Here is a 17,973-nt window from a genome sequence, read left to right as displayed (position 1 = left end):
GCCTCTTTCGATGAGCGGGTCTTCTCGTCGCAGAAGGTTATGACACCCGCAGTTTGCGGGCAGATGAACAGCAGCGCGGGGGCCGGCCGGCTACAGCCACTCGGGCGGGCCGCGTCCACGGAGTTGACAGCCCCGGAGGCCTTTGTCATCCTGCTGTCAGGTCACGAGTACCAGCGTCAAGCCCCGGCTCGCTGGTCGGCAACCCTCCTTCCGCGGTGGGGTGCTCCGGGTGACGACCTGGCCGAGTTCCGACCGGAACCGGCAAGCGCGGATCGTCTCACGCCGCCACGGGGAGTACTCGTGCGTCGTCTGCGGTCCCGGACCGAAGGGTATCGCCATGACTGTCTCCACCCCTCTCGCAGCCGTTCTCGGATCCGATCACACCGTGCGGTGTTCCGACGGGACCGTCCGTCGCACAATCGATCTCGACTACGCAGCCAGTGCGCCCGCCTTGGCCGCGGTGGTCGACCGCGTCCAGGAGGTCGTGCCGTTCTCGGCGAGCGTCCATCGCGGGTCCGGACACAAGTCGGCGGTGTGCACCGAGGCCTACGAGGCGGCTCGCCGGACCGTCCACGCGTTCTGCGGGGCGGACGACGAGGACGTCGTGATCTTCGGGCGCAACACCACCGACGCACTGAATCTGTTGGCGCACTGCGTCCCCGGCGACGTGGTGGTCCTCGATGTCGAGCACCATGCGAATCTGCTGCCCTGGCGTCGTCGTCGGGTGGTGCGGACGGAAGGTACGATCGCGGCGACCCTCGCTCGGCTCGAGGCGGTGCTGTCCGCGAAACCTGCTGCCCTGCTGGCGGTCACGGGTGCGTCGAACGTGACCGGTGAGGTGCTGCCGATCGCAGAACTCGCGGCTCTGGCGCACCGCCACGGCGCGCGGATCCTCGTCGACGGCGCGCAGCTGGTGCCGCATCGCCGCGTCGACATCACCGCGGCCGGGGTGGACTACCTCGCGTTCAGCGGCCACAAGCTCTACGCGCCGTTCGGGGCCGGTGTTCTGGTGGGCCGGCGCGACTGGCTCGACGCGGCGGATCCGTACCTCGCCGGGGGCGGTGCGACGTCGGGAGTGTCGGTTCTGACGGGCGGCGACGTGGACGTCCGGTGGCATCCCGCCCCCGCCCGGCACGAGGGCGGTACGCCCAACCTGCTCGGCGCGGTCGCGCTCGCGGCCGCGTGCGAGGAGATCGCCCGGCTGGACCCGGTGGCCGTCGCGGCCCACGATCGCGCCGCCACCGACGCCGTCGTGCGCGGACTGACGCGCGCGGGCGGTGTGCGGGTGCTGCGTGTCTGGGACGACTCGGACGACGTCGTCGGCATCGCGTCCTTCACGGTGGATGGGGTCGATCCCGTCGTCGTCGCGGACGCCCTCGCCCGAGACCACGCAGTAGCCGTCCGCGCCGGGAAATTCTGTGCGCACCCGCTGCTCGCGCGGCTCGGCGCCGACGACGGCGCCGTTCGCGTGTCGGTCGGACTGGGGACCACCGCGGCGGATGTCGAAGCGTTCCTCGACGCGTTGACTGTGACCTGCCTCTCACTGCGCGACGGCGTCGCGGCGTGATCGATAGCATGACGAACGTGATGGGGGACCGGCTCTGGACTCGACGCCACGTCGATCTGTGCCGTGCCACGTCCAGCGCGTGTCGGGCCCGGTGATCGTCTCGGTCTCCTCAGATCCCGCCGTCGACTGGACCCCTCATGACCCTCGTCTTTCTCGAACCCACCCTCGCTCTCGACGTCGTCGAGTCCCCGCACGACGTCACCGGTGACGTTCCCGGCGTCGTCCGCTTCGGTGGCGTCGACCTCTCCACCGCGCAGGCACGCTACCGCCGCCTGCGGACCGAGCACCCCGATGCTCGCATCCTCGTCGATCTCGACGTGCACCTGGCGCACGACGCTCGGACGGCCCGCGGGGAAGTGCTCGCCGCGGCCGTCGCGCCACGCCCGGACACCCTGCGGTACGTGGGAACGCCGGCCGGTCTGGCCGGGTTGATCGCGGACATCGTGGCCGCCGGTGTCGCGGACGGCGTCACCGTGCGTCCCGTTCTCGACCGCGCTCGTGACCGCGTCGTCCGCACCGTCACCACCGAGGTGGCGTCGCTGCTCGACACGCGGACCGCACGCGCGTCCTAGGTCTTCGCGTCAAGGACCGACGTCGACGGCGAGACCCGCTGTGATACGCAGCAATTCGCTGTAGGACGTCCGAAAGGTGACGTCGGGGTGCCCGGCGGACGCCCAGAGACGGTCGAACGTCCCGAGCGCCTCGTCGACGAACGTCGGCAGGTTGGTCGGGTGCCCGACCGGGGAGACCGAACCGACGGATTGCCCTGTCGCGTGCCGGATCACGTCCGCCGGCGCGTGCGTCAGGGTGCCGCCGATCCGTGGCCCGGTCGCGGCGAGGTCCACGTTGTGGGCGCCGGAGACGAGCAGCAGCACCGGATCGTCGTCGAGGAGATGGACCAGCGACTTCACGACGGCGCCCACGTCGACCCCGTGCGCCGCGGCGACGGCGCGCGCGGTCGGCACCGGCGCGTCGTGGGTGACCAGAACGCCGTGGTGGCCACGGGAGATGAGGACGTCCGCGACGTGCGCGGCGGCGGGGTGCGGAGTCCTGGCCATGACCGAAGAATAGGGCGGAAACCGCTGTCGTGCCCGAAGGTCGGCCGGGCTAGGGTGAGCCGATGACGACCCCCGAGCCCACGCAGCCGAGCACCTCCTGGACCGCGTTCACGGTCGAGACCGCCGACCACGTCGCCACCGTCACCCTCACCGGACCCGGCAAGGGCAACGCGATGGGTCCCGACTTCTGGTCCGAGCTCCCCCTGATCTTCCGTGGCCTCGACGCGGACCCCGACGTGCGGGCCGTCGTCCTCGCCGGATCCGGCCGCAACTTCAGTTACGGACTCGACCTCCCCGCCATGGCAGGCGAGTTCGGCGCCGTGCTCGCCGACAAGGCGCAGGCGGGGCCGCGCAGCACCTTCCACGATCTGATCCTGCGGATGCAGGCGGCGATCACCGCGGTGGCCGAGTGCCGCAAGCCCGTCATCGCGGCGGTGCAGGGGTGGTGCATCGGCGGTGGGGTGGACCTGATCTCGGCCGCCGACATCCGCTACGCCTCCGCGGACGCTCAGTTCAGCGTGCGTGAGGTCAAGGTGGCGATCGTCGCGGACATGGGCTCCTTCGCCCGCCTGCCCGCGATCATCGGCGACGGGCATCTCCGGGAGCTGGCGCTCACCGGCAAGGACGTCGACGCCGAGTACGCGCGACGCATCGGTCTGGTCAACGACGTGCTGCCCGACGCGGACGCCGTCCTCGCGCATGCGTACGAGACCGCCGCCCAGATCGCCGCGAACCCGCCCCTGGTGGTGCACGGCATCAAGACCGTGCTCGATCACGGTCGTCGCGCCGCCGCCGACGAGTCGCTGCGCTACGTCGCGGCGTGGAACTCGGCGTTCCTGCCGTCGGAGGACCTGACGGAAGCCATCACGGCGGTGTTCGAGAAGCGGCCGCCGCAGTTCCGGGGTGCGTGAGAGCCGGCGCGTCGATCAAAGGGGGAACGACCCGATCAGCGGAAGGCGCTCTTCGGGTCGTTCCACAGCTGGTCGGTGAAGTCCTCGAGAACCACGAGCACCACGGAGTCCTCCGCGCGCCGCAGAATGGACTTGCTGGCGCGCACCTGCAGGATGTCGCCCTTGGCATCGGTCATGCGCCACAACGAATCCGCGCGTGTGGCCACCGTGGTCAGGAACGTCTCCGCGATGTTCACGCCGAGCGGCTCGTTGGCCGGGAAGATGTCCTGGAGGTGCAGCGCGTCGTCCGACCGCGGCGTCTGCTCGTCGAAGCCCATGAGCTGATCGAAGGCCTCGTTGGCGAACACCACGGTGCCGCCGGGCTCGACCGCCAGCACGGGCAGCGGGATCCGGTCCAGCACCACCGACACCGGAAGTGCCGGGAACTGAGCGGGATCGGAGATCCCGGCGGACGACGGGTTGCGACGATCGCCGACAGCTTCGCTCATGGGTACCGCGTCCTTCGTTCTCGCTCGGCTGTCACGGGCGCCGCCCCGCCCCGGCCGGACCGGGGTCGAACGGAGCGATGGTAGCAGCGCACCTCGCCGCGGGGAGGCGACAACGCACCTCCCGCCGGAGGCGCGACTGCACCCCCGCCGGGAAGCGGACCTGCCGTCAGTGCGCGGCGTCGTTCTTCAGTCGCTCGACCGACGCGGTGATCTCGGCTTCGGCTTCCGCGCGGCCGACCCAGTTCGAGCCCGTCACATGCTTGTTCGGCTCGAGGTCCTTGTAGTGGACGAAGAAGTGCTCGATGGCGTCGAGTTCGAACTGCGAGACGTCACCGAGGTCCTGGATGTGGTCCCACCGCGGGTCGCCGGCCGGGACGCACAGCACCTTGTCGTCGCCGCCGGCCTCGTCGGTCATCTTGAACATGGCCACGGGGCGGGCCTCGACGATCACGCCGGGGAACACCGATTCCGGCAGGAGAACGAACGCGTCCAGGGGGTCGCCGTCCTCGCCGAGGGTGTCCTCGATGAAGCCGTAGTCCGCCGGGTAGCCCATCGCGGTGTAGAGGTAGCGGTCCAGACGCACTCGTCCGGACTCGTGGTCGACCTCGTACTTGTTGCGCTGACCCTTGGGGATCTCGATGGTCACGTCGAACTTCACGTCCACTGTCCTTTGCTCGGTGGCCACGTACGGTGCACGCAGACAGTAGCGGTCGCGGACCGCCGGGTCGGCCGGAAGGGTCGTTAGGGTGGTCGGGACACCGGGCGACGGCATCCGGACGGGCAGCGTGAGGAGTGACGTGGGCAAGGCCAGAGGCTCGATGCGCTCGCGTCTGCGGAGCCGCTGGGGCATCGCGGCCGTCGTCGTGGTCCTGATCGCCGGCATCGTCGGCGTCGCCGCCGTGACCCCGACGTTCACCGAGCCGGAGTCGCCGGTGGTCGCGGCCCCCGAGCCCGATCCCGTCCTGGCGACCCCGGCGGTCTCGCCCGTCCCCGCCGACGCCCCGCGGCCGGACCCGGCCGCCCTCGCCGCCACGCTGGCCGCGCCGCTGCGCAACCCGGATCTGGGCCGATTCACCGGGTCGGTCGCGGACGCGATCACCGGCGAGGTGCTGTGGAGTGTCGACCCCGACACCGCCGTGACGCCCGCGTCGACCACCAAGATCCTCACGGCGGCGGCGGCGATGCTCGCGCTGCCGTCCGACCACCGGGTCACCACCAAGGTGGTCCAGGGCGACCGCCCGGGCCAGGTGATCCTGGTCGGGGAGGGCGATCCGACGCTGACGGCGCAGCCGGTCGGCACGCCGGGGTTCTACGACGGCGGCGCCCGTATCGACGATCTCGCGGACCAGATCCGTCGCTCGGGCGCGCAGGTGAGTTCGATCGGGGTCGACCTCGGTGCGTACAGCGGACCGTCGTCGGCCGAGGGGTGGTTTCCCGGCGACGTCGCCGCCGGGTACATCGCACCCATCGAGCCGCTGACGCTCGACGGCGGACGCACGGTCCCGACGGTCGACGAATCTCCTCGCAGCGCCACCCCCGGTCTCGACACCGGACGCGCGCTCGCCCGCGCGCTCGGCCTCGACCCGGCCGTCGTGACCGCCGCATCCGCGCCGAGCGGAGCCGGATCGCTCGCCACCGTGCAGTCCGCTCCGCTGCGCCAGCGGCTCGGTCAGATGCTCGGTTTCTCCGACAACGTGCTGGCCGAGGCGGTCGGACGCGAGGTCGCGGCGGCCGAGGGCGCGCCGGCGTCGTTCGACGGCGCCACCGACGCGGTGCTGGCCACCCTGCGGGACAACGGCGTCGACGTGGCCGGCGTGCGACTCGCCGACACGAGCGGACTGTCGGTGGACAACCGCATCCCTGCGCGCGTGCTGTCGTCGATCGTCACCGCGGCCGCCGGACCGGTGGACGGTCGTACGCACGCCGACGCCCTCCGGCCGATGCTGGACTACCTGCCGGTGGCCGGGGCGACGGGGACGCTCGCCGCGCGCTACGCCTCGGGCGATCGCACCGCGGCGGGGTGGCTGCGGGCCAAGACGGGAACGCTGTCGAATGCCAGTGCGTTGGCCGGGTACGTCGTCGACGAGAGCGGGCGAGTCCTGACGTTCGCGTTGATGTCCAACGACCGACCGCCGGACGTGGGCCGACCGGCCCTGGACGCCGTGGCGTCGACGCTGCGGTCGTGCGGCTGCACGTGAGAGACGCCCCGGTGCCCACCGGGGCCACTCGTGATCGAAAGCAGGTGCCCGGATGGGTGACGCAGGAGTGATCGACTGGGACTTCGCGGCCCGGACCGGCGCTCGACTGGCGCCGCGCGGCCCGCGCACGTCCCGCTACACCGCCGAGGCCGTCCTGGCCGAACTCGCCGACGCCTCCGTGCGCGCCGAGGCCCCCGTGCGGGAGGTCACCGGCCTCGCCGACGGGCTTCCCGTGCCGGCCGCCCGCGTCCTGGATCGGCCGGAGTGGATCGCGGCGGCGTCGTCGTCGATGCGTGAGCTGATGGCCGAACGCAACGGGGACGACGACGGGGACGGGGACCGTTCCTTCCTCGGTGGGAAGCCCGGCGGGCTCCAGGCCGGGGCCATGCTCGCGTTCCTCTCGACGGCCATCCTGGGCCAGTACGACCCCTTCACCGGTCCGAACGGAACGCTGCTCCTGGTGGCGCCCAACGTAGTGGCGGTGGAGCGGGCGCTGCGGGTGCCGCCGTCCGACTTTCGGCTGTGGGTGTGTCTGCACGAGGTCACCCACCGGGTGCAGTTCTCGTCCTCGCCGTGGCTCGCGGGGTACATGAAGGAGTGCGTGAGCACACTCGGCGACGGCGCGGACGAGCCGCTGTCCGCGGTGGTGTCCCGCCTGTCCGAGGCGCTGCGGAACCGGGACGAGCCGACCGACGGCATCGTCGGCCTGCTCCGGGCCACACAGGCGCCCGCCCAGCGTGAGGCCCTCGACCGGTTGCTCATGCTGGGGACGCTGCTCGAAGGGCACGCCGACCACGTGATGGACGCCGTCGGGCCGACCGTGGTGCCGTCCGTGGGTCGGATCCGAGAAGCGTTCGACGCCAGGCGAACCCGGAAGCAGAACCCCGTGCAGAGGATCCTGCGCGCGCTGCTCGGCATGGACGCGAAGATGGCGCAGTACGTGCGCGGCAAGGCCTTCGTCGACGCCGTCGTGGGACAGGTGGGCATGGCCCAGTTCAACGCCGTGTGGACCGACGCGGAGACGCTGCCGCGCACCGACGAGATCGAGGCTCCCGAGCGGTGGACCGCGCGCGTCCTCGGATGAGATTCCCGGAAACCCCTGCGCTACAGCGGGTTCGGCTCGCCGTGCGGGGGTGGCGCGCGGAGGTCCCGGGTCTCGACGTCGTCGTGGTCGGCTGTTCCGGCGGTGCGGACTCGACGGCGCTGGTGGCCGGCTGCTGCGCGGAAGGGATGACGGTGCGCGCCGTGGTGGTCGACCACGGGCTGCAGGCCGGATCCGCGGACGTGGCTGCCGCCGCCGCCGCGCACGCCGAGGCGCTGGGCGCGACGGCGGCCGTGGTCCGTGTCGACGTGGCCGGCCCCGGTGGTGTCGAGGCGGCGGCGCGCCGGGCGCGGCAGGCGGCGCTGCTGGCGGCGGCCGACGGCCGACCGATTCTGCTGGGCCACACGCTCGACGACCAGGCGGAGACGGTCCTGCTCGGACTCGGCCGGGGCGCCGGCGCCGGATCGCTGCAGGCGATGGCCGCGTGGTCCGAGCCCTGGGGCCGGCCGCTCCTCGGCGTCCGTCGGGCCGACACGCTCGCGGCCTGCGCGGACCTCGGAATCGAGCCCTGGGCCGACCCGCACAACGCCGATTCCCGCTTCGCTCGGGTGCGCGTCCGGACGGAGGTGCTGCCCCTGCTCGAGGACGTCCTGCAGGGCGGGGTCGCCGACGCGTTGGCGCGGACCGCACGGCGCCTGCGGGAGGACGAGGAGGTTCTGGCCGCGTCGGCCACGGAGCTTCTCGCGCGGGCCCGCCGCGCGTCGGCACTCGACACCGGGACTCTCGCGGACGCCCCCGTCGCCGTGCGCCGACGCGCGCTCCTGGCGTGGTTGCGCGACCGTGGTGCGGACGTGCGGACCGACGCCACCCTGCGCGCGGTCGACGATCTCGTCGTCCGCTGGCGGGGCCAGGGGGCGGTCGCACTCGCCGAACCGCCCGGTACGCGCCCGGAACTCGGGGGCGGACGGTTGGTCGCGGTCCGCCGACATGGCAAGCTCGAGGTGGCCGGACACTCGCGCGACGGGCGTCCGCTCGACCCGCTCGATTCACCGGCACCTGACGGACCTGAACAACACTGACGGCGCGACCGAAGGGACACCCACCCGTGTACGAGGGCGACATCGCATCGATCCTGATCTCCCGCGAGGAGATCGACAAGCGTATCGCCGAGCTGGCCGAGGAGATCGCCGCTCGCTACCCGGTGGGAGCGCCCGAGGGCGATCTCCTGCTCGTCGGCGTCCTCAAGGGCGCCATCATGTTCATGACGGATTTCGCACGCGCACTGCCGATTCCGAGTCAGCTCGAGTTCATGGCCGTCAGCTCCTACGGCTCGTCGACGTCGTCGTCCGGCGTGGTCCGCATCCTCAAGGACCTCGACCGCGACATCGCCGGACGGCACGTGCTCATCGTCGAGGACATCATCGACTCCGGCCTCACCCTGTCGTGGCTGATGAAGAACCTCGCCACCCGCCAGCCCGCGTCGCTCCAGGTGGTGACGCTGCTGCGCAAGCCCGAGGCGGTGAAGGTGGACGTCGAGGTGGCCAACGTCGGCTTCGACATCCCCGACGAGTTCGTCGTCGGCTACGGCCTGGACTACGACGAGCGTTACCGCGACCTGCCCTACATCGGCACGCTCTCCCCGCACGTCTACGGCGGCTGACGTGCGCACCGCCACCGCGATCGCCGAGGACGTCCGAGCGGGGCGGATCCAGCCCGCCGCGGTCGCCCGGGAATCGCTCGACCGCATCGCCGCGGCCGCGCACCTGAACGCCTTCGCCGTCGTCCGTCCGGACGAGGTGCTGCGCGAGGCCGACGCCGTCGCCACCCGCGCGGACCTCGCGACACTTCCGCTTGCGGGCGTGCCCGTCGCGGTGAAGGACAACGTGCCCGTCGCCGGTTATCCGATGCGGACCGGGTCGCGGGCGACGCCCACCACTCCGTCGACCGTCGACCACGCCGTCGTCACGCGGTTGCGCGACGCCGGCGCCGTCGTGATCGGGCTGACGACCGTGCCGGAACTGTGCCTGTGGGCCGCCACCGACGGTGCCGACGGCATCACCCGCAATCCGTGGAACACCGACCTCACCGCGGGCGGCTCGTCCGGCGGCGCGGCGGCGGCCGTCGCGGCGGGACTGGTTCCGATCGCCCACGGCAACGACGGACTCGGGTCCATCCGGATTCCGTCCGCCGACTGCGGTCTGGTGGGCATCAAGCCGGGCCGCGGTGTGGTGCCGTCGAATTTGGGCGCGAACTCGTGGTTCGGGATGGCCGAGAACGGCCCGTTGGCGACGACGGTCGCCGACGCCGCCCTCGCCCTGTCGGTGATGGCGGGGGACCGGTCCCTGGCCGTCGTCGATGCTCCCCGCTCCCTGCGGGTCGGTCTCGCGCTCGGGTCGCCGTCGCCGGTCGTCCGGATCGACGGCGCCTTCCGGCAAGCGGCCCGGGACACCGCGGACGCGCTCGCCGGGTGCGGCCACCGCGTCGAGTCCGCCGAGCTGCCGTATCCCGCGAGCCCGGTGGGCCAACTCGCGCGCTGGACCGCGGGCGCGGCGGCCGATGCCGCCGGCCTGGACCGATCGGCGTTGCAGAAGCGCACGCGTCGTCACGTCGCCGCCGGCCGATTCGGTCGGCGCTGGGTGCGGTCGTCGCAGATCGACGCGCTGGAGAGGCGCGCGACGGCCTACTTCGCCGACGTCGACGTGGTGGTGACGCCGATGCTCGCGCAGCCGCCCATCGCCGCCGACCGGTGGAGCGAGAAGAGCTGGGTGAGCAACCTGGCGGCCAACATCCGGTACGCGCCGTTCGCGGCGCTGTGGAACCTGCTGGGCTGGCCGGCCCTGAGCGTGCCGGTGCCGGGGACGCATCCTCGTTCCGGGACTCCGCTGGCGGCGCAGATCGCCGGACCGCCCGGATCCGAATCGGTGTTGTTGTCGCTAGCCGCTCAGCTCGAACGCGAGCGACCCTGGACGCGGACGGCCACCGACCGCACCTGACGGGGCGGAAGGGGACACCGTTGACGGACGACGACGATCACGTCGAGTGGAACCGCGAGGTGCGCGGCGAGACCCCGACGCAGCAGCTCGATCGCAACTGGCTGGCGCTGCTCCAGGAGCTGCGCGTGGTGCAGACGGGTGTGCAACTGCTCACCGGCTTCCTCCTGACTCTGCCGTTCCAGGGTCGGTTCCCCGACCTCTCCACCGTCGGTCACGCCGTCTACCTGGTCACGGTGTCGGCGTCCACGATGGCGACGATCCTCCTGGTGGCGCCGGTGGGGATGCACCGTCTGCTGTTCCGGCAGCGCGCGATCGGTGTCTTGGTCACCACGGGAAACCGCCTCGCGATCGGCGGCATCGCGATGCTCGGAGTGACGCTGGTCGGCGCCGCCGCCCTGACGTTCGAGATCGTCGTCGGTGAGCTCGCGTCGCTCGTCGCCGCGGCGGTGGTGGCGACGCTGCTGGTCGGCTTCTGGTACGTGCTGCCGCGCGCGAATCGCCCGCGTTCCTGACCACGGCCCGCCGCGCACGGGGAACCATCGCCGGTCCGTCGTCGTTGGGCCGATTGTGTGCATCGGCGGGCAGGACCACCTTCGCGGTAACCTGACCCTTTCCGGTGTGGTGTCGGGAAGAGGGTGTGCCCGGCCCCGAACCACGCACGAGACGACGAGCCCGACGGCCCCAGAAGGCGACGCTGTATGAACCGCAAGACCCTGTTCCGCAACCTGGCGATCGTCGCCGCCATCCTGTTGGTGATCTTCGCCTTCAGCTACTTCGGCGACGACACGCGGGGGTGGACGCGCGTGGACACCTCCACCGCGGTGTCCCAGCTGGACGACCGGAACGTGAAGACCGCCCAGATCGACGACCGCGAGCAGCAGGTCCGTCTGGAGCTGAACCAGGGCAACGACGCCACCGAGGGCCAGACGCAGATCATCGCGCAGTATCCCGATTCGGTGGCCGGTCAGATCTACGAGAAGGTCGCGGCGTCCGGCGCCGAGAGCTTCGACACCCGCGTCACCCGCGACAGCTGGTTCAGCTCGATCCTGTTGTTCCTGCTGCCGATGATCATCCTGCTCGGCCTGTTCGTCTTCGTGATGGCGCGTATGCAGGGCGGTGGCCGCGGCGGCGCACTGGGATTCGGCAAGTCCAAGGCCAAGCAACTCACCAAGGACATGCCGAAGACGACGTTCGCCGACGTCGCGGGCTCCGACGAGGCGGTCGAGGAGCTCTACGAGATCAAGGACTTCCTGCAGAACCCGGTCCGGTACCAGTCGCTGGGCGCGAAGATCCCTCGCGGCGTGCTGCTCTACGGCCCGCCCGGCACCGGTAAGACGCTGCTCGCGCGCGCCGTGGCCGGCGAAGCGGGCGTGCCGTTCTTCACCATCTCCGGCTCGGACTTCGTCGAGATGTTCGTCGGTGTCGGCGCCTCCCGCGTGCGCGACCTGTTCGAGCAGGCCAAGCAGAACAGCCCCTGCATCATCTTCGTGGACGAGATCGACGCCGTGGGTCGCCAGCGTGGTGCGGGCCTCGGCGGCGGTCACGACGAACGCGAACAGACCCTCAACCAGCTGCTCGTCGAGATGGACGGCTTCGGTGACCGCACCGGCGTCATTCTCATCGCGGCGACCAACCGTCCCGACATCCTCGACCCCGCGTTGCTGCGTCCCGGCCGCTTCGACCGGCAGATTCCTGTCGGCGCTCCCGATCTCGCCGGCCGTCGCGCCATCCTGGCGGTGCACTCCAAGGGCAAGCCGATCGCTCAGAACGCCGACCTCGAGGGTCTGGCCAAGCGCACCGTCGGCATGTCCGGCGCCGACCTCGCGAACGTCATCAACGAGGCCGCGCTGCTCACCGCCCGTGAGAACGGCACGGTCATCACCGAGGCCGCGCTCGAGGAGTCGGTGGACCGCGTCATCGGCGGGCCGCGCCGCAAGAGCCGCATCATCAGCGAGCACGAGCGCAAGATCACCGCGTACCACGAGGGCGGCCACACGCTCGCCGCCTGGGCGATGCCCGACATCGAGCCGATCTACAAGGTCACCATCCTCGCTCGCGGCCGCACCGGCGGCCACGCGATGACGGTGCCGGAGGACGACAAGGGCCTGATGACCCGGTCCGAGATGATCGCGCGCCTGGTGATGGCCATGGGCGGACGCGCGGCGGAAGAGCTGGTGTTCCACGAGCCCACCACGGGCGCGTCGTCGGACATCGACCAGGCCACCAAGATCGCCCGCGCGATGGTCACCGAATACGGCATGAGCAGCAAGCTCGGCGCCGTCCGGTACGGCCAGGAACAGGGCGACCCGTTCCTCGGTCGGTCGATGGGACAGCAGTCCGACTACTCGCACGAGGTGGCCCGCGAGATCGACGGCGAGGTGCGGAACCTCATCGAGGCCGCCCACACCGAGGCGTGGTCCATCCTGAACGAGTACCGCGACATCCTCGACGAACTCGCCACGCAGCTGCTCGAACGCGAGACGCTGACCCGCAAGGATCTCGAGCAGATCTTCACGGGCGTCGAGAAGCGGCCCCGCATCACCACCTTCAACGACTTCGGTGATCGCACGCCGTCCACCAAGCCGCCCGTGAAGACGCCGCGCGAACTCGCCGCCGAGCGCGGCGAGCCGTGGCCGCCGGTGTCCGTGGTCAAGGAGCCCAGCCTGGTCGGGTCCGGCCGGGACGACGCTTCCGCAGGATGGAACGACGCCTCCGCAGGATGGAACGGCGGCAACGGCAACGGTGGCGCCCCCCACGGCAGCGCGCCCAACGGAAACACCCCCTCGAACGGGAGCGCGCCGTACGGCGGCACCTCGAACGGTGGCGGCAACCAGCACGGATCGGGTCAGAACGGTCCGCGCGGCTGGAGCGACGGGCGGAACGTCACCGGCGGTGGCGCCCACCGCGGAGGCCGTTCCGGGATGTCGGTGCCCGATTACGGCGCTCCCGCCGGCTGGTCCGCCCCCGGGTGGCCGCCTCGGGAGGAGGACGTCCCGCGCTACCCGGGCCAGTACGGGCCGGGCGCCGGCGAGCCGCAGGGGTACGGACAGCCGCAGGGGTACGGCCAGCCGCAGGGCTACGGCCAGCCCCGGGGCTACGACGAGCCGCAGGGCTACGGGCAGCCGCAGGGCTACGGACAACCGCAGGGCTACGGACAACCGCAGGGCTACGGACAACCGCAGGGCTACGGACAACCGCAGGGCGAGCCCCAGCCGTACCAGGAGCCGCAGCCCTACCGCGAGCCGCAGGCCGAGCCGGAGCCCTACCGCGAGCCGCAGGTGGAGCCCGTGCCGTATCCCGAGCCGTACGGTCAGGGCGATCCGCAGCCCGAGGGTCGGTACTATCCGCCCGGTGAGGCCGGCCCGGACGTGCCCGGCACCGAACCGCCGTCCACACCGCCGCCGACCCAGCGGTGGGAGGGTCCGGACTCCCGCTAGAGTCTGGCCGTCGCCACCGGTGGCGACGCAGGTGTTGTCGCTCGACACGTCGACGTCCGCTCGACGTTCTCCGCCGCAGCGGCGGTGCCGTCCCCTAGGGCGGCGCCGCCGGCGCCCGTAGTGCCTCATCGGAAGGGGCCGAAACCGTGTCTCTCAGTCGTGTCGACGAGTCCTACGATCAGCCGGTGTCCGTCTCCAACGGGCGCCCGTTCGATCGCGAACGCGCCGAGGCCGCCGTCCGTGAACTGCTGCTCGCCGTGGGCGAGGATCCCGACCGGGAGGGTCTGAAGGACACTCCCGCGCGGGTGGCGCGGGCCTACGCGGAGGTGTTCGGGGGACTGTTCGTCGACCCGGACTCGGTGCTGGACACCACCTTCGACGAGTCCCACCGCGAACTGGTGTTGGTGCGGGACATCCCGATGTACTCCACCTGCGAGCACCACCTGGTCTCGTTTCACGGCGTGGCACACGTCGGCTACATCCCCGGGCCCTCCGGACGGGTGACCGGGCTGTCCAAGCTCGCCCGCGTGGTCGATCTCTACGCGAAGCGTCCCCAGGTGCAGGAACGGCTCACCACCCAGGTGGCGGATGCACTGATGCGCAAGCTCGAGCCGCGCGGCGTGATCGTCGTGATGGAGGCGGAACACCTCTGCATGGCGATGCGCGGCATCCGCAAGCCCGGCGCACGGACCACCACCTCCGCCGTGCGCGGTGTGTTCCAGTCCAGTGCGGTGTCCCGATCCGAGGCGTTGGACCTCATTCTGCGTGGATAGTGCTGCCGTGACCGATCCCGCGCCGGCGACGTCCGCCCGATCCGGCCGCCCGCCCGTCGTGATGGGGGTGGTCAACGTGACCACCGATTCGTTCTCCGACGGTGGCCGTTTCCTCGACGTCGAGCGCGCCGTCGCGCGCGGGATCGAGTTGATCGACGACGGCGCCGACATCGTCGACGTCGGTGGGGAGTCGACACGTCCGGGTGCGGATCGCGTCGAACCCGCCGTCGAGACGGCGCGCGTCGTCCCCGTGGTGCGGGCGCTGGCGGAGCGCGGCGTGGCGGTCAGTGTCGACACGATGCGGGCGTCGGTCGCCGCCGCGGCGGTCGAGGCCGGGGCGAGCTGGATCAACGACGTCTCCGCGGGACTCGCCGACCCGGCGATGTCGCGCACGGTCGCCGACGCCGGCGTCGGGTGGATGCTCATGCACTGGTCGGCCACCCCGGACTGGACGCACCGCCCCGGATCGCCGAGCGCGCAGGAGTACGGCGACATCGTCGACGACGTGCGGACGGGATTGCTTCGCCAGGTGGACGCCGCCGTCGACGCGGGCGTGAGCGCGGACCGGATCGTGCTCGATCCCGGCCTCGGCTTCGCCAAGAACGCCGACCACAACTGGGCGTTGCTGCGTGGACTCGGTCGCCTGGTCGACACCGGGCTCCCGGTCCTGGTGGGCGCGTCGCGCAAGCGGTTCCTCGGCACCCTTCTGGCCCGCGACGGGGTGCCCCGCCCGCCGGGCGAACGCGACGTCGCGACGGCGGCGATCTCGGTCCTCGCGGCCTCGGCCGGTGCCTGGGGTGTGCGGGTGCACGACGTCCGCAGCACGGTCGACGCCCTCGCCGTTCACCACCGGTGGACGGCTTCCGACGACGACGGAGGACACCCGTGACCGACCGCATCGAACTCCGCGGGCTGACGGTTCGCGGCCACCACGGAGTCTTCGAGCACGAGCGTCGCGACGGCCAGGACTTCGTCGTCGATCTCGTCGTGCATCTCGATCTCGGACCCGCGGCCGCGTCGGACGATCTCACCGACACCCTGCACTACGGCGAGCTGGCCGAGGCGGCGGCCGCCGTGATCGCCGGCCCGCCGCGCGATCTCATCGAGACCGTGGCGGGCGAGATCGCCGACGGCGTGCTCACCGATTCGCGGGTGTCGCGCGTCGAGGTCACCGTGCACAAGCCGTCCGCCCCGATCCCGCTCACCTTCGCCGACGTCGCCGTCGTGGTGACGCGCGAGCGACCGTGAGCCGCGTCGTGCTGTCGCTCGGGAGCAACCTGGGCGACTCGCGATCGTTGCTCGGTGCCGCCGTCGACGGACTCGGCGACACCGTCGTCGCCGTCTCACCCACGTACGCGACGCCGCCCTGGGGCGGCGTCGAGCAGGACGATTTCCTGAACCTCGTCGTGGTGGCGGAGGACGCCGACGCCGACGCGCGGGAATGGCTGCTGCGGGCCCAGCGGCTCGAGCAGGTCGCCGAGCGCATCCGTGCTGAGCGGTGGGGGCCGCGCACGCTCGACGTCGACGTGATCGTGTGCGACGACGTCTTCAGCGACGATCCCGACCTCACCCTGCCGCACCCCCGCGCTCACCTGCGGGCCTTCGTACTGCGGCCGTGGCTCGACGTCGACCCCGACGCCGTCCTCGGCGGGGTGCCGGTCCGTGATCATCTGGCCGCGCTGAGTCCCGCCGACCGGGACGGTGTCCGACGCGTGGACGCCGTGCGATGACGGCGACCCGACTCCGCGACCTCGCGGTGATCGCTGTCACCGCGGCCGTCGCCGCATGGCTGTTGATCCGGACGTTCTACGGCACCGTCCCGCCGATCTCTCCCTTTGCGGGGGCGTCGCTCTATCCGGTGGCGGTCGTGCTGGTGGTGGTCGGCGTCGTCGTGCGATCGCGGTTGCGCTCGCGACGGATCGGGCCGGGGCCCGGGCAGTTGCATCCGATCACGGTCGCGCGGGCTGCGGCGTTGGCCAAGGCCGCAGCGTTGGTGGGCGCCGCCGCTGCCGGGGTCTGGGCCGGTGTCCTGGTCCACCTCGTGCCGCTGCGCGGGGTTCTGCGGGCCGCGAGCGAGGACCTGCCGGGCGTCGTCGTCGGAGCCGTCGCCGGTGTCGTGACCGTGGGCGCCGCATTGTGGGTCGAGCACTGCTGCCGCACACCCGACGAACCCGGTGACGATCCCGCCCCGTCCTGACCTCGTCGTTCCGGGCGGGTTGGTGACAGGCAACAGACCTCGCTGCCGTTACCCTGGAACACATGACGGAGACCGGGCGTGGCAAGGCGAACCGTCGCACGAAACGTGGCGGCGATCACACCGTTCTTGCTGGTCTGGTGCTTCTCGGCGTCGTCGCGAGCGTGGTGCTGATTCTCAGCGACAGCGTTCCGCTGCTGCGGGTCGGCATCGTCGCCGCGCTCTGGGCGGCCATCGTCGGCGCCTTCGCGATGACCAAGTATCGACGCGATGCCGCGGCCGATCGCATGAAGGCCCGTGACCTCCAGACCGTCTACGAACTCCAGCTCGAGCGCGAGATCGCGGCGCGGCGCGAGTACGAACTGGGCGTCGAGAACCGGGTGCGTGCCGAGGTCGGAGAGAGCTCGGACGAGGTGCGTGCGTTGCGGGCCGAACTCGTCGCGCTGCGTCGCAGCCTCGAGATGCTGTTCGACGGGGACCTGCCGGACGATCGCGCGGCCCTCGCCGAAGCACATCGGATGCGCGAGATCGCCGACCGCGCGCACGGATACGAGGCCGCTCCGTCCGGCCTGTACGTCCCCGGGAACTCGCGGGGCCGTGCGCCCGCCTACAGCCCGGAGCCGTCGTACGGACACGCCGGGTTCGCGGGACCGTTCGACGATCCGGTGACCGCCGAGACCTCGATCATCGGCGGCGAGTTCGACGCCGACGGCACCTTCCGCCCGGCCCCGGTGCGCCCCGCCGTCGCCGCCGAGACCGTGCCGACGCCGCCCGAGCCCGCGCCGCTGCCCGATCCCGAGCCGACACCGGTTCCGGAGCCCGAGCCCACACCGGTCCCGGAGCCCGAGCCGGTGCCCGAGCCCACGCCGGAGCCGCAACCCGAGCCCGCACCGGAGCCGAACCCGATTCCGGACGTCGCCCCGCCCCCGCGCGTGGCGCGCAGCGTGCCCACCGACGAGCAGGCCCCCGCCGCCGAGGATCCGCGACCCGGGTCCCACAGCCAGGGGCGGTCGGTGGCGGAGATTCTCGCCGCGGTGGGGTCGGCGGACACGGCGTCGGGTGGGGGTCGGCGCCGCCGTCGCGCCGACTGATTGAGCACCGTCGCGCCGCCGACTGATTGAGCACCGTCGCGCCGCCGACTGATTGAGCACCGTCGCGCCGCCGACTGAGCCGATACGGTCGCGCCGCCGACCGATCCGGCATGTGACGTGCATCGCATGGCGTCCGTGCGGTCCCCGGCACTACTGTGGCGCTCGATCACTCACGAGTAGTCCGGTACCCGCCAGGCGGGACTGGAACGAACGGAGATTAT

Annotated in this window: 18 protein-coding genes, 1 pseudogene and 1 riboswitch; of the genes and pseudogenes, 16 read left to right on the top strand and 3 right to left on the bottom strand. The window is 71.8% G+C overall.

The features are described 5' to 3' along the window. The first annotated feature begins 159 nt into the window (after positions 1-159). Positions 160-274: riboswitch (SAM riboswitch) on the top strand. Positions 275-337: 63 nt separating this feature from the next. Both BMZ18_RS12085 and BMZ18_RS12080 read left to right on the top strand, forming a co-directional pair. Continuing rightward, positions 338-1,567, top strand: a complete 1,230-nt coding sequence (locus BMZ18_RS12085; protein WP_068365819.1) for an aminotransferase class V-fold PLP-dependent enzyme — start codon at positions 338-340, stop codon at positions 1,565-1,567. Positions 1,568-1,704: 137 nt separating this feature from the next. Next, complete coding sequence (locus tag BMZ18_RS12080) at positions 1,705-2,139, top strand: hypothetical protein (RefSeq protein ID WP_068103672.1); 435 nt, start codon at positions 1,705-1,707, stop codon at positions 2,137-2,139. Positions 2,140-2,148: 9 nt separating this feature from the next. Here the strand turns inward: BMZ18_RS12080 and BMZ18_RS12075 are convergent, their stop codons facing one another. Beyond that, the gene (locus tag BMZ18_RS12075; RefSeq protein WP_068365818.1) at positions 2,149-2,625 is read right to left on the bottom strand and encodes a YbaK/EbsC family protein; all 477 of its coding nucleotides are present in this window, start codon (positions 2,623-2,625) and stop codon (positions 2,149-2,151) included. A gap of 62 nt (positions 2,626-2,687) precedes the next feature. Here BMZ18_RS12075 and BMZ18_RS12070 point away from each other — a divergent pair, with 62 nt between their 5' ends. Further along, the gene (locus tag BMZ18_RS12070; RefSeq protein WP_068365817.1) at positions 2,688-3,536 is read left to right on the top strand and encodes a crotonase/enoyl-CoA hydratase family protein; all 849 of its coding nucleotides are present in this window, start codon (positions 2,688-2,690) and stop codon (positions 3,534-3,536) included. Positions 3,537-3,571: 35 nt separating this feature from the next. On the opposite strand, the gene BMZ18_RS12065 is transcribed toward BMZ18_RS12070, so the two are convergent. After that, a complete protein-coding gene (locus BMZ18_RS12065) occupies positions 3,572-4,024 on the bottom strand; it encodes a nitrogen regulation protein NR(II) (RefSeq protein WP_068103665.1) in 453 nt (150 codons plus the stop codon). A gap of 166 nt (positions 4,025-4,190) precedes the next feature. Continuing rightward, positions 4,191-4,682, bottom strand: coding sequence for an inorganic diphosphatase (locus BMZ18_RS12060; RefSeq protein WP_068106431.1), 492 nt, complete (start codon positions 4,680-4,682; stop codon positions 4,191-4,193). Positions 4,683-4,842: 160 nt separating this feature from the next. On the opposite strand from BMZ18_RS12060, the gene dacB reads away from it, so the two are divergent. From dacB to BMZ18_RS19735, 13 genes and pseudogenes are all read left to right on the top strand, one after another. Next, positions 4,843-6,222 carry a D-alanyl-D-alanine carboxypeptidase/D-alanyl-D-alanine endopeptidase gene (dacB, locus tag BMZ18_RS12055; protein WP_068365816.1) on the top strand — a complete coding sequence of 460 codons (1,380 nt, stop codon included), beginning with the start codon at positions 4,843-4,845 and terminating at the stop codon, positions 6,220-6,222. A 52-nt stretch (positions 6,223-6,274) separates the two neighbouring features. Next, positions 6,275-7,306, top strand: coding sequence for an Rv3626c family coenzyme F420 biosynthesis-associated protein (locus tag BMZ18_RS12050; protein ID WP_068103661.1), 1,032 nt, complete (start codon positions 6,275-6,277; stop codon positions 7,304-7,306). Further along, entirely contained in the window at positions 7,303-8,343 is a 1,041-nt protein-coding gene (gene tilS / locus BMZ18_RS12045; RefSeq protein WP_068365832.1) for a tRNA lysidine(34) synthetase TilS, read from the top strand. Before BMZ18_RS12050 ends, tilS begins: the two co-directional genes overlap by 4 nt. 26 nt (positions 8,344-8,369) lie before the next feature. Next, a complete protein-coding gene (gene hpt, locus BMZ18_RS12040) occupies positions 8,370-8,924 on the top strand; it encodes a hypoxanthine phosphoribosyltransferase (RefSeq protein ID WP_068103659.1) in 555 nt (184 codons plus the stop codon). A 1-nt stretch (position 8,925) separates the two neighbouring features. After that, the gene (locus BMZ18_RS12035; RefSeq protein ID WP_068365815.1) at positions 8,926-10,257 is read left to right on the top strand and encodes an amidase; all 1,332 of its coding nucleotides are present in this window, start codon (positions 8,926-8,928) and stop codon (positions 10,255-10,257) included. Positions 10,258-10,277: 20 nt separating this feature from the next. Beyond that, the gene (locus BMZ18_RS12030; protein ID WP_068103655.1) at positions 10,278-10,769 is read left to right on the top strand and encodes a DUF6328 family protein; all 492 of its coding nucleotides are present in this window, start codon (positions 10,278-10,280) and stop codon (positions 10,767-10,769) included. A 186-nt stretch (positions 10,770-10,955) separates the two neighbouring features. Further along, a pseudogene (ftsH, locus tag BMZ18_RS12025) lies at positions 10,956-13,242 on the top strand (ATP-dependent zinc metalloprotease FtsH); the annotation flags it as partial. 637 nt (positions 13,243-13,879) lie between these two features. Continuing rightward, positions 13,880-14,467 (top strand): GTP cyclohydrolase I FolE, encoded by a 588-nt coding sequence (gene folE, locus BMZ18_RS12020; RefSeq protein WP_308124999.1) that lies wholly within the window; start codon positions 13,880-13,882, stop codon positions 14,465-14,467. Between the two features lie 61 nt (positions 14,468-14,528). Beyond that, positions 14,529-15,356 carry a dihydropteroate synthase gene (gene folP / locus BMZ18_RS12015; protein ID WP_068366713.1) on the top strand — a complete coding sequence of 276 codons (828 nt, stop codon included), beginning with the start codon at positions 14,529-14,531 and terminating at the stop codon, positions 15,354-15,356. Beyond that, positions 15,353-15,715 (top strand): dihydroneopterin aldolase, encoded by a 363-nt coding sequence (gene folB / locus BMZ18_RS12010; RefSeq protein ID WP_068103652.1) that lies wholly within the window; start codon positions 15,353-15,355, stop codon positions 15,713-15,715. The genes folP and folB overlap by 4 nt, the downstream gene beginning before the upstream one ends. Beyond that, entirely contained in the window at positions 15,712-16,197 is a 486-nt protein-coding gene (folK, locus tag BMZ18_RS12005; RefSeq protein ID WP_068366706.1) for a 2-amino-4-hydroxy-6-hydroxymethyldihydropteridine diphosphokinase, read from the top strand. The genes folB and folK overlap by 4 nt, the downstream gene beginning before the upstream one ends. After that, a complete protein-coding gene (locus BMZ18_RS12000) occupies positions 16,194-16,664 on the top strand; it encodes a DUF3180 family protein (RefSeq protein WP_068103650.1) in 471 nt (156 codons plus the stop codon). Before folK ends, BMZ18_RS12000 begins: the two co-directional genes overlap by 4 nt. Before the next feature lie 62 nt (positions 16,665-16,726). Beyond that, the gene (locus BMZ18_RS19735; protein WP_074922205.1) at positions 16,727-17,752 is read left to right on the top strand and encodes a DUF6779 domain-containing protein; all 1,026 of its coding nucleotides are present in this window, start codon (positions 16,727-16,729) and stop codon (positions 17,750-17,752) included. The last annotated feature ends 221 nt before the right edge of the window (positions 17,753-17,973 follow it).

This window comes from Rhodococcoides kroppenstedtii (genome assembly GCF_900111805.1).
In the GTDB taxonomy this organism is placed as follows: Bacteria; Actinomycetota; Actinomycetes; order Mycobacteriales; family Mycobacteriaceae; genus Rhodococcoides; species Rhodococcoides kroppenstedtii.
The sequence above is the reverse complement of the archived record's forward strand: the minus strand, read 5'-3'. Positions and strand labels throughout refer to the sequence as shown.

What these genes read in the sequence shown, in the direction of transcription:
- BMZ18_RS12075 (WP_068365818.1), bottom strand. Translation starts at nt 2,625, where the DNA reads ATGGCCAGGACTCCGCACCCCGCCGCCGCGCACGTCGCGGACGTCCTC.
- BMZ18_RS12050 (WP_068103661.1), top strand. Translation starts at nt 6,275, where the DNA reads ATGGGTGACGCAGGAGTGATCGACTGGGACTTCGCGGCCCGGACCGGC.
- dacB (WP_068365816.1), top strand. Translation starts at nt 4,843, where the DNA reads ATGCGCTCGCGTCTGCGGAGCCGCTGGGGCATCGCGGCCGTCGTCGTG.
- BMZ18_RS12085 (WP_068365819.1), top strand. Translation starts at nt 338, where the DNA reads ATGACTGTCTCCACCCCTCTCGCAGCCGTTCTCGGATCCGATCACACC.
- BMZ18_RS12065 (WP_068103665.1), bottom strand. Translation starts at nt 4,024, where the DNA reads ATGAGCGAAGCTGTCGGCGATCGTCGCAACCCGTCGTCCGCCGGGATC.
- BMZ18_RS12080 (WP_068103672.1), top strand. Translation starts at nt 1,705, where the DNA reads ATGACCCTCGTCTTTCTCGAACCCACCCTCGCTCTCGACGTCGTCGAG.
- BMZ18_RS12000 (WP_068103650.1), top strand. Translation starts at nt 16,194, where the DNA reads ATGACGGCGACCCGACTCCGCGACCTCGCGGTGATCGCTGTCACCGCG.
- BMZ18_RS12070 (WP_068365817.1), top strand. Translation starts at nt 2,688, where the DNA reads ATGACGACCCCCGAGCCCACGCAGCCGAGCACCTCCTGGACCGCGTTC.
- folP (WP_068366713.1), top strand. Translation starts at nt 14,529, where the DNA reads ATGGGGGTGGTCAACGTGACCACCGATTCGTTCTCCGACGGTGGCCGT.
- BMZ18_RS19735 (WP_074922205.1), top strand. Translation starts at nt 16,727, where the DNA reads ATGACGGAGACCGGGCGTGGCAAGGCGAACCGTCGCACGAAACGTGGC.
- tilS (WP_068365832.1), top strand. Translation starts at nt 7,303, where the DNA reads ATGAGATTCCCGGAAACCCCTGCGCTACAGCGGGTTCGGCTCGCCGTG.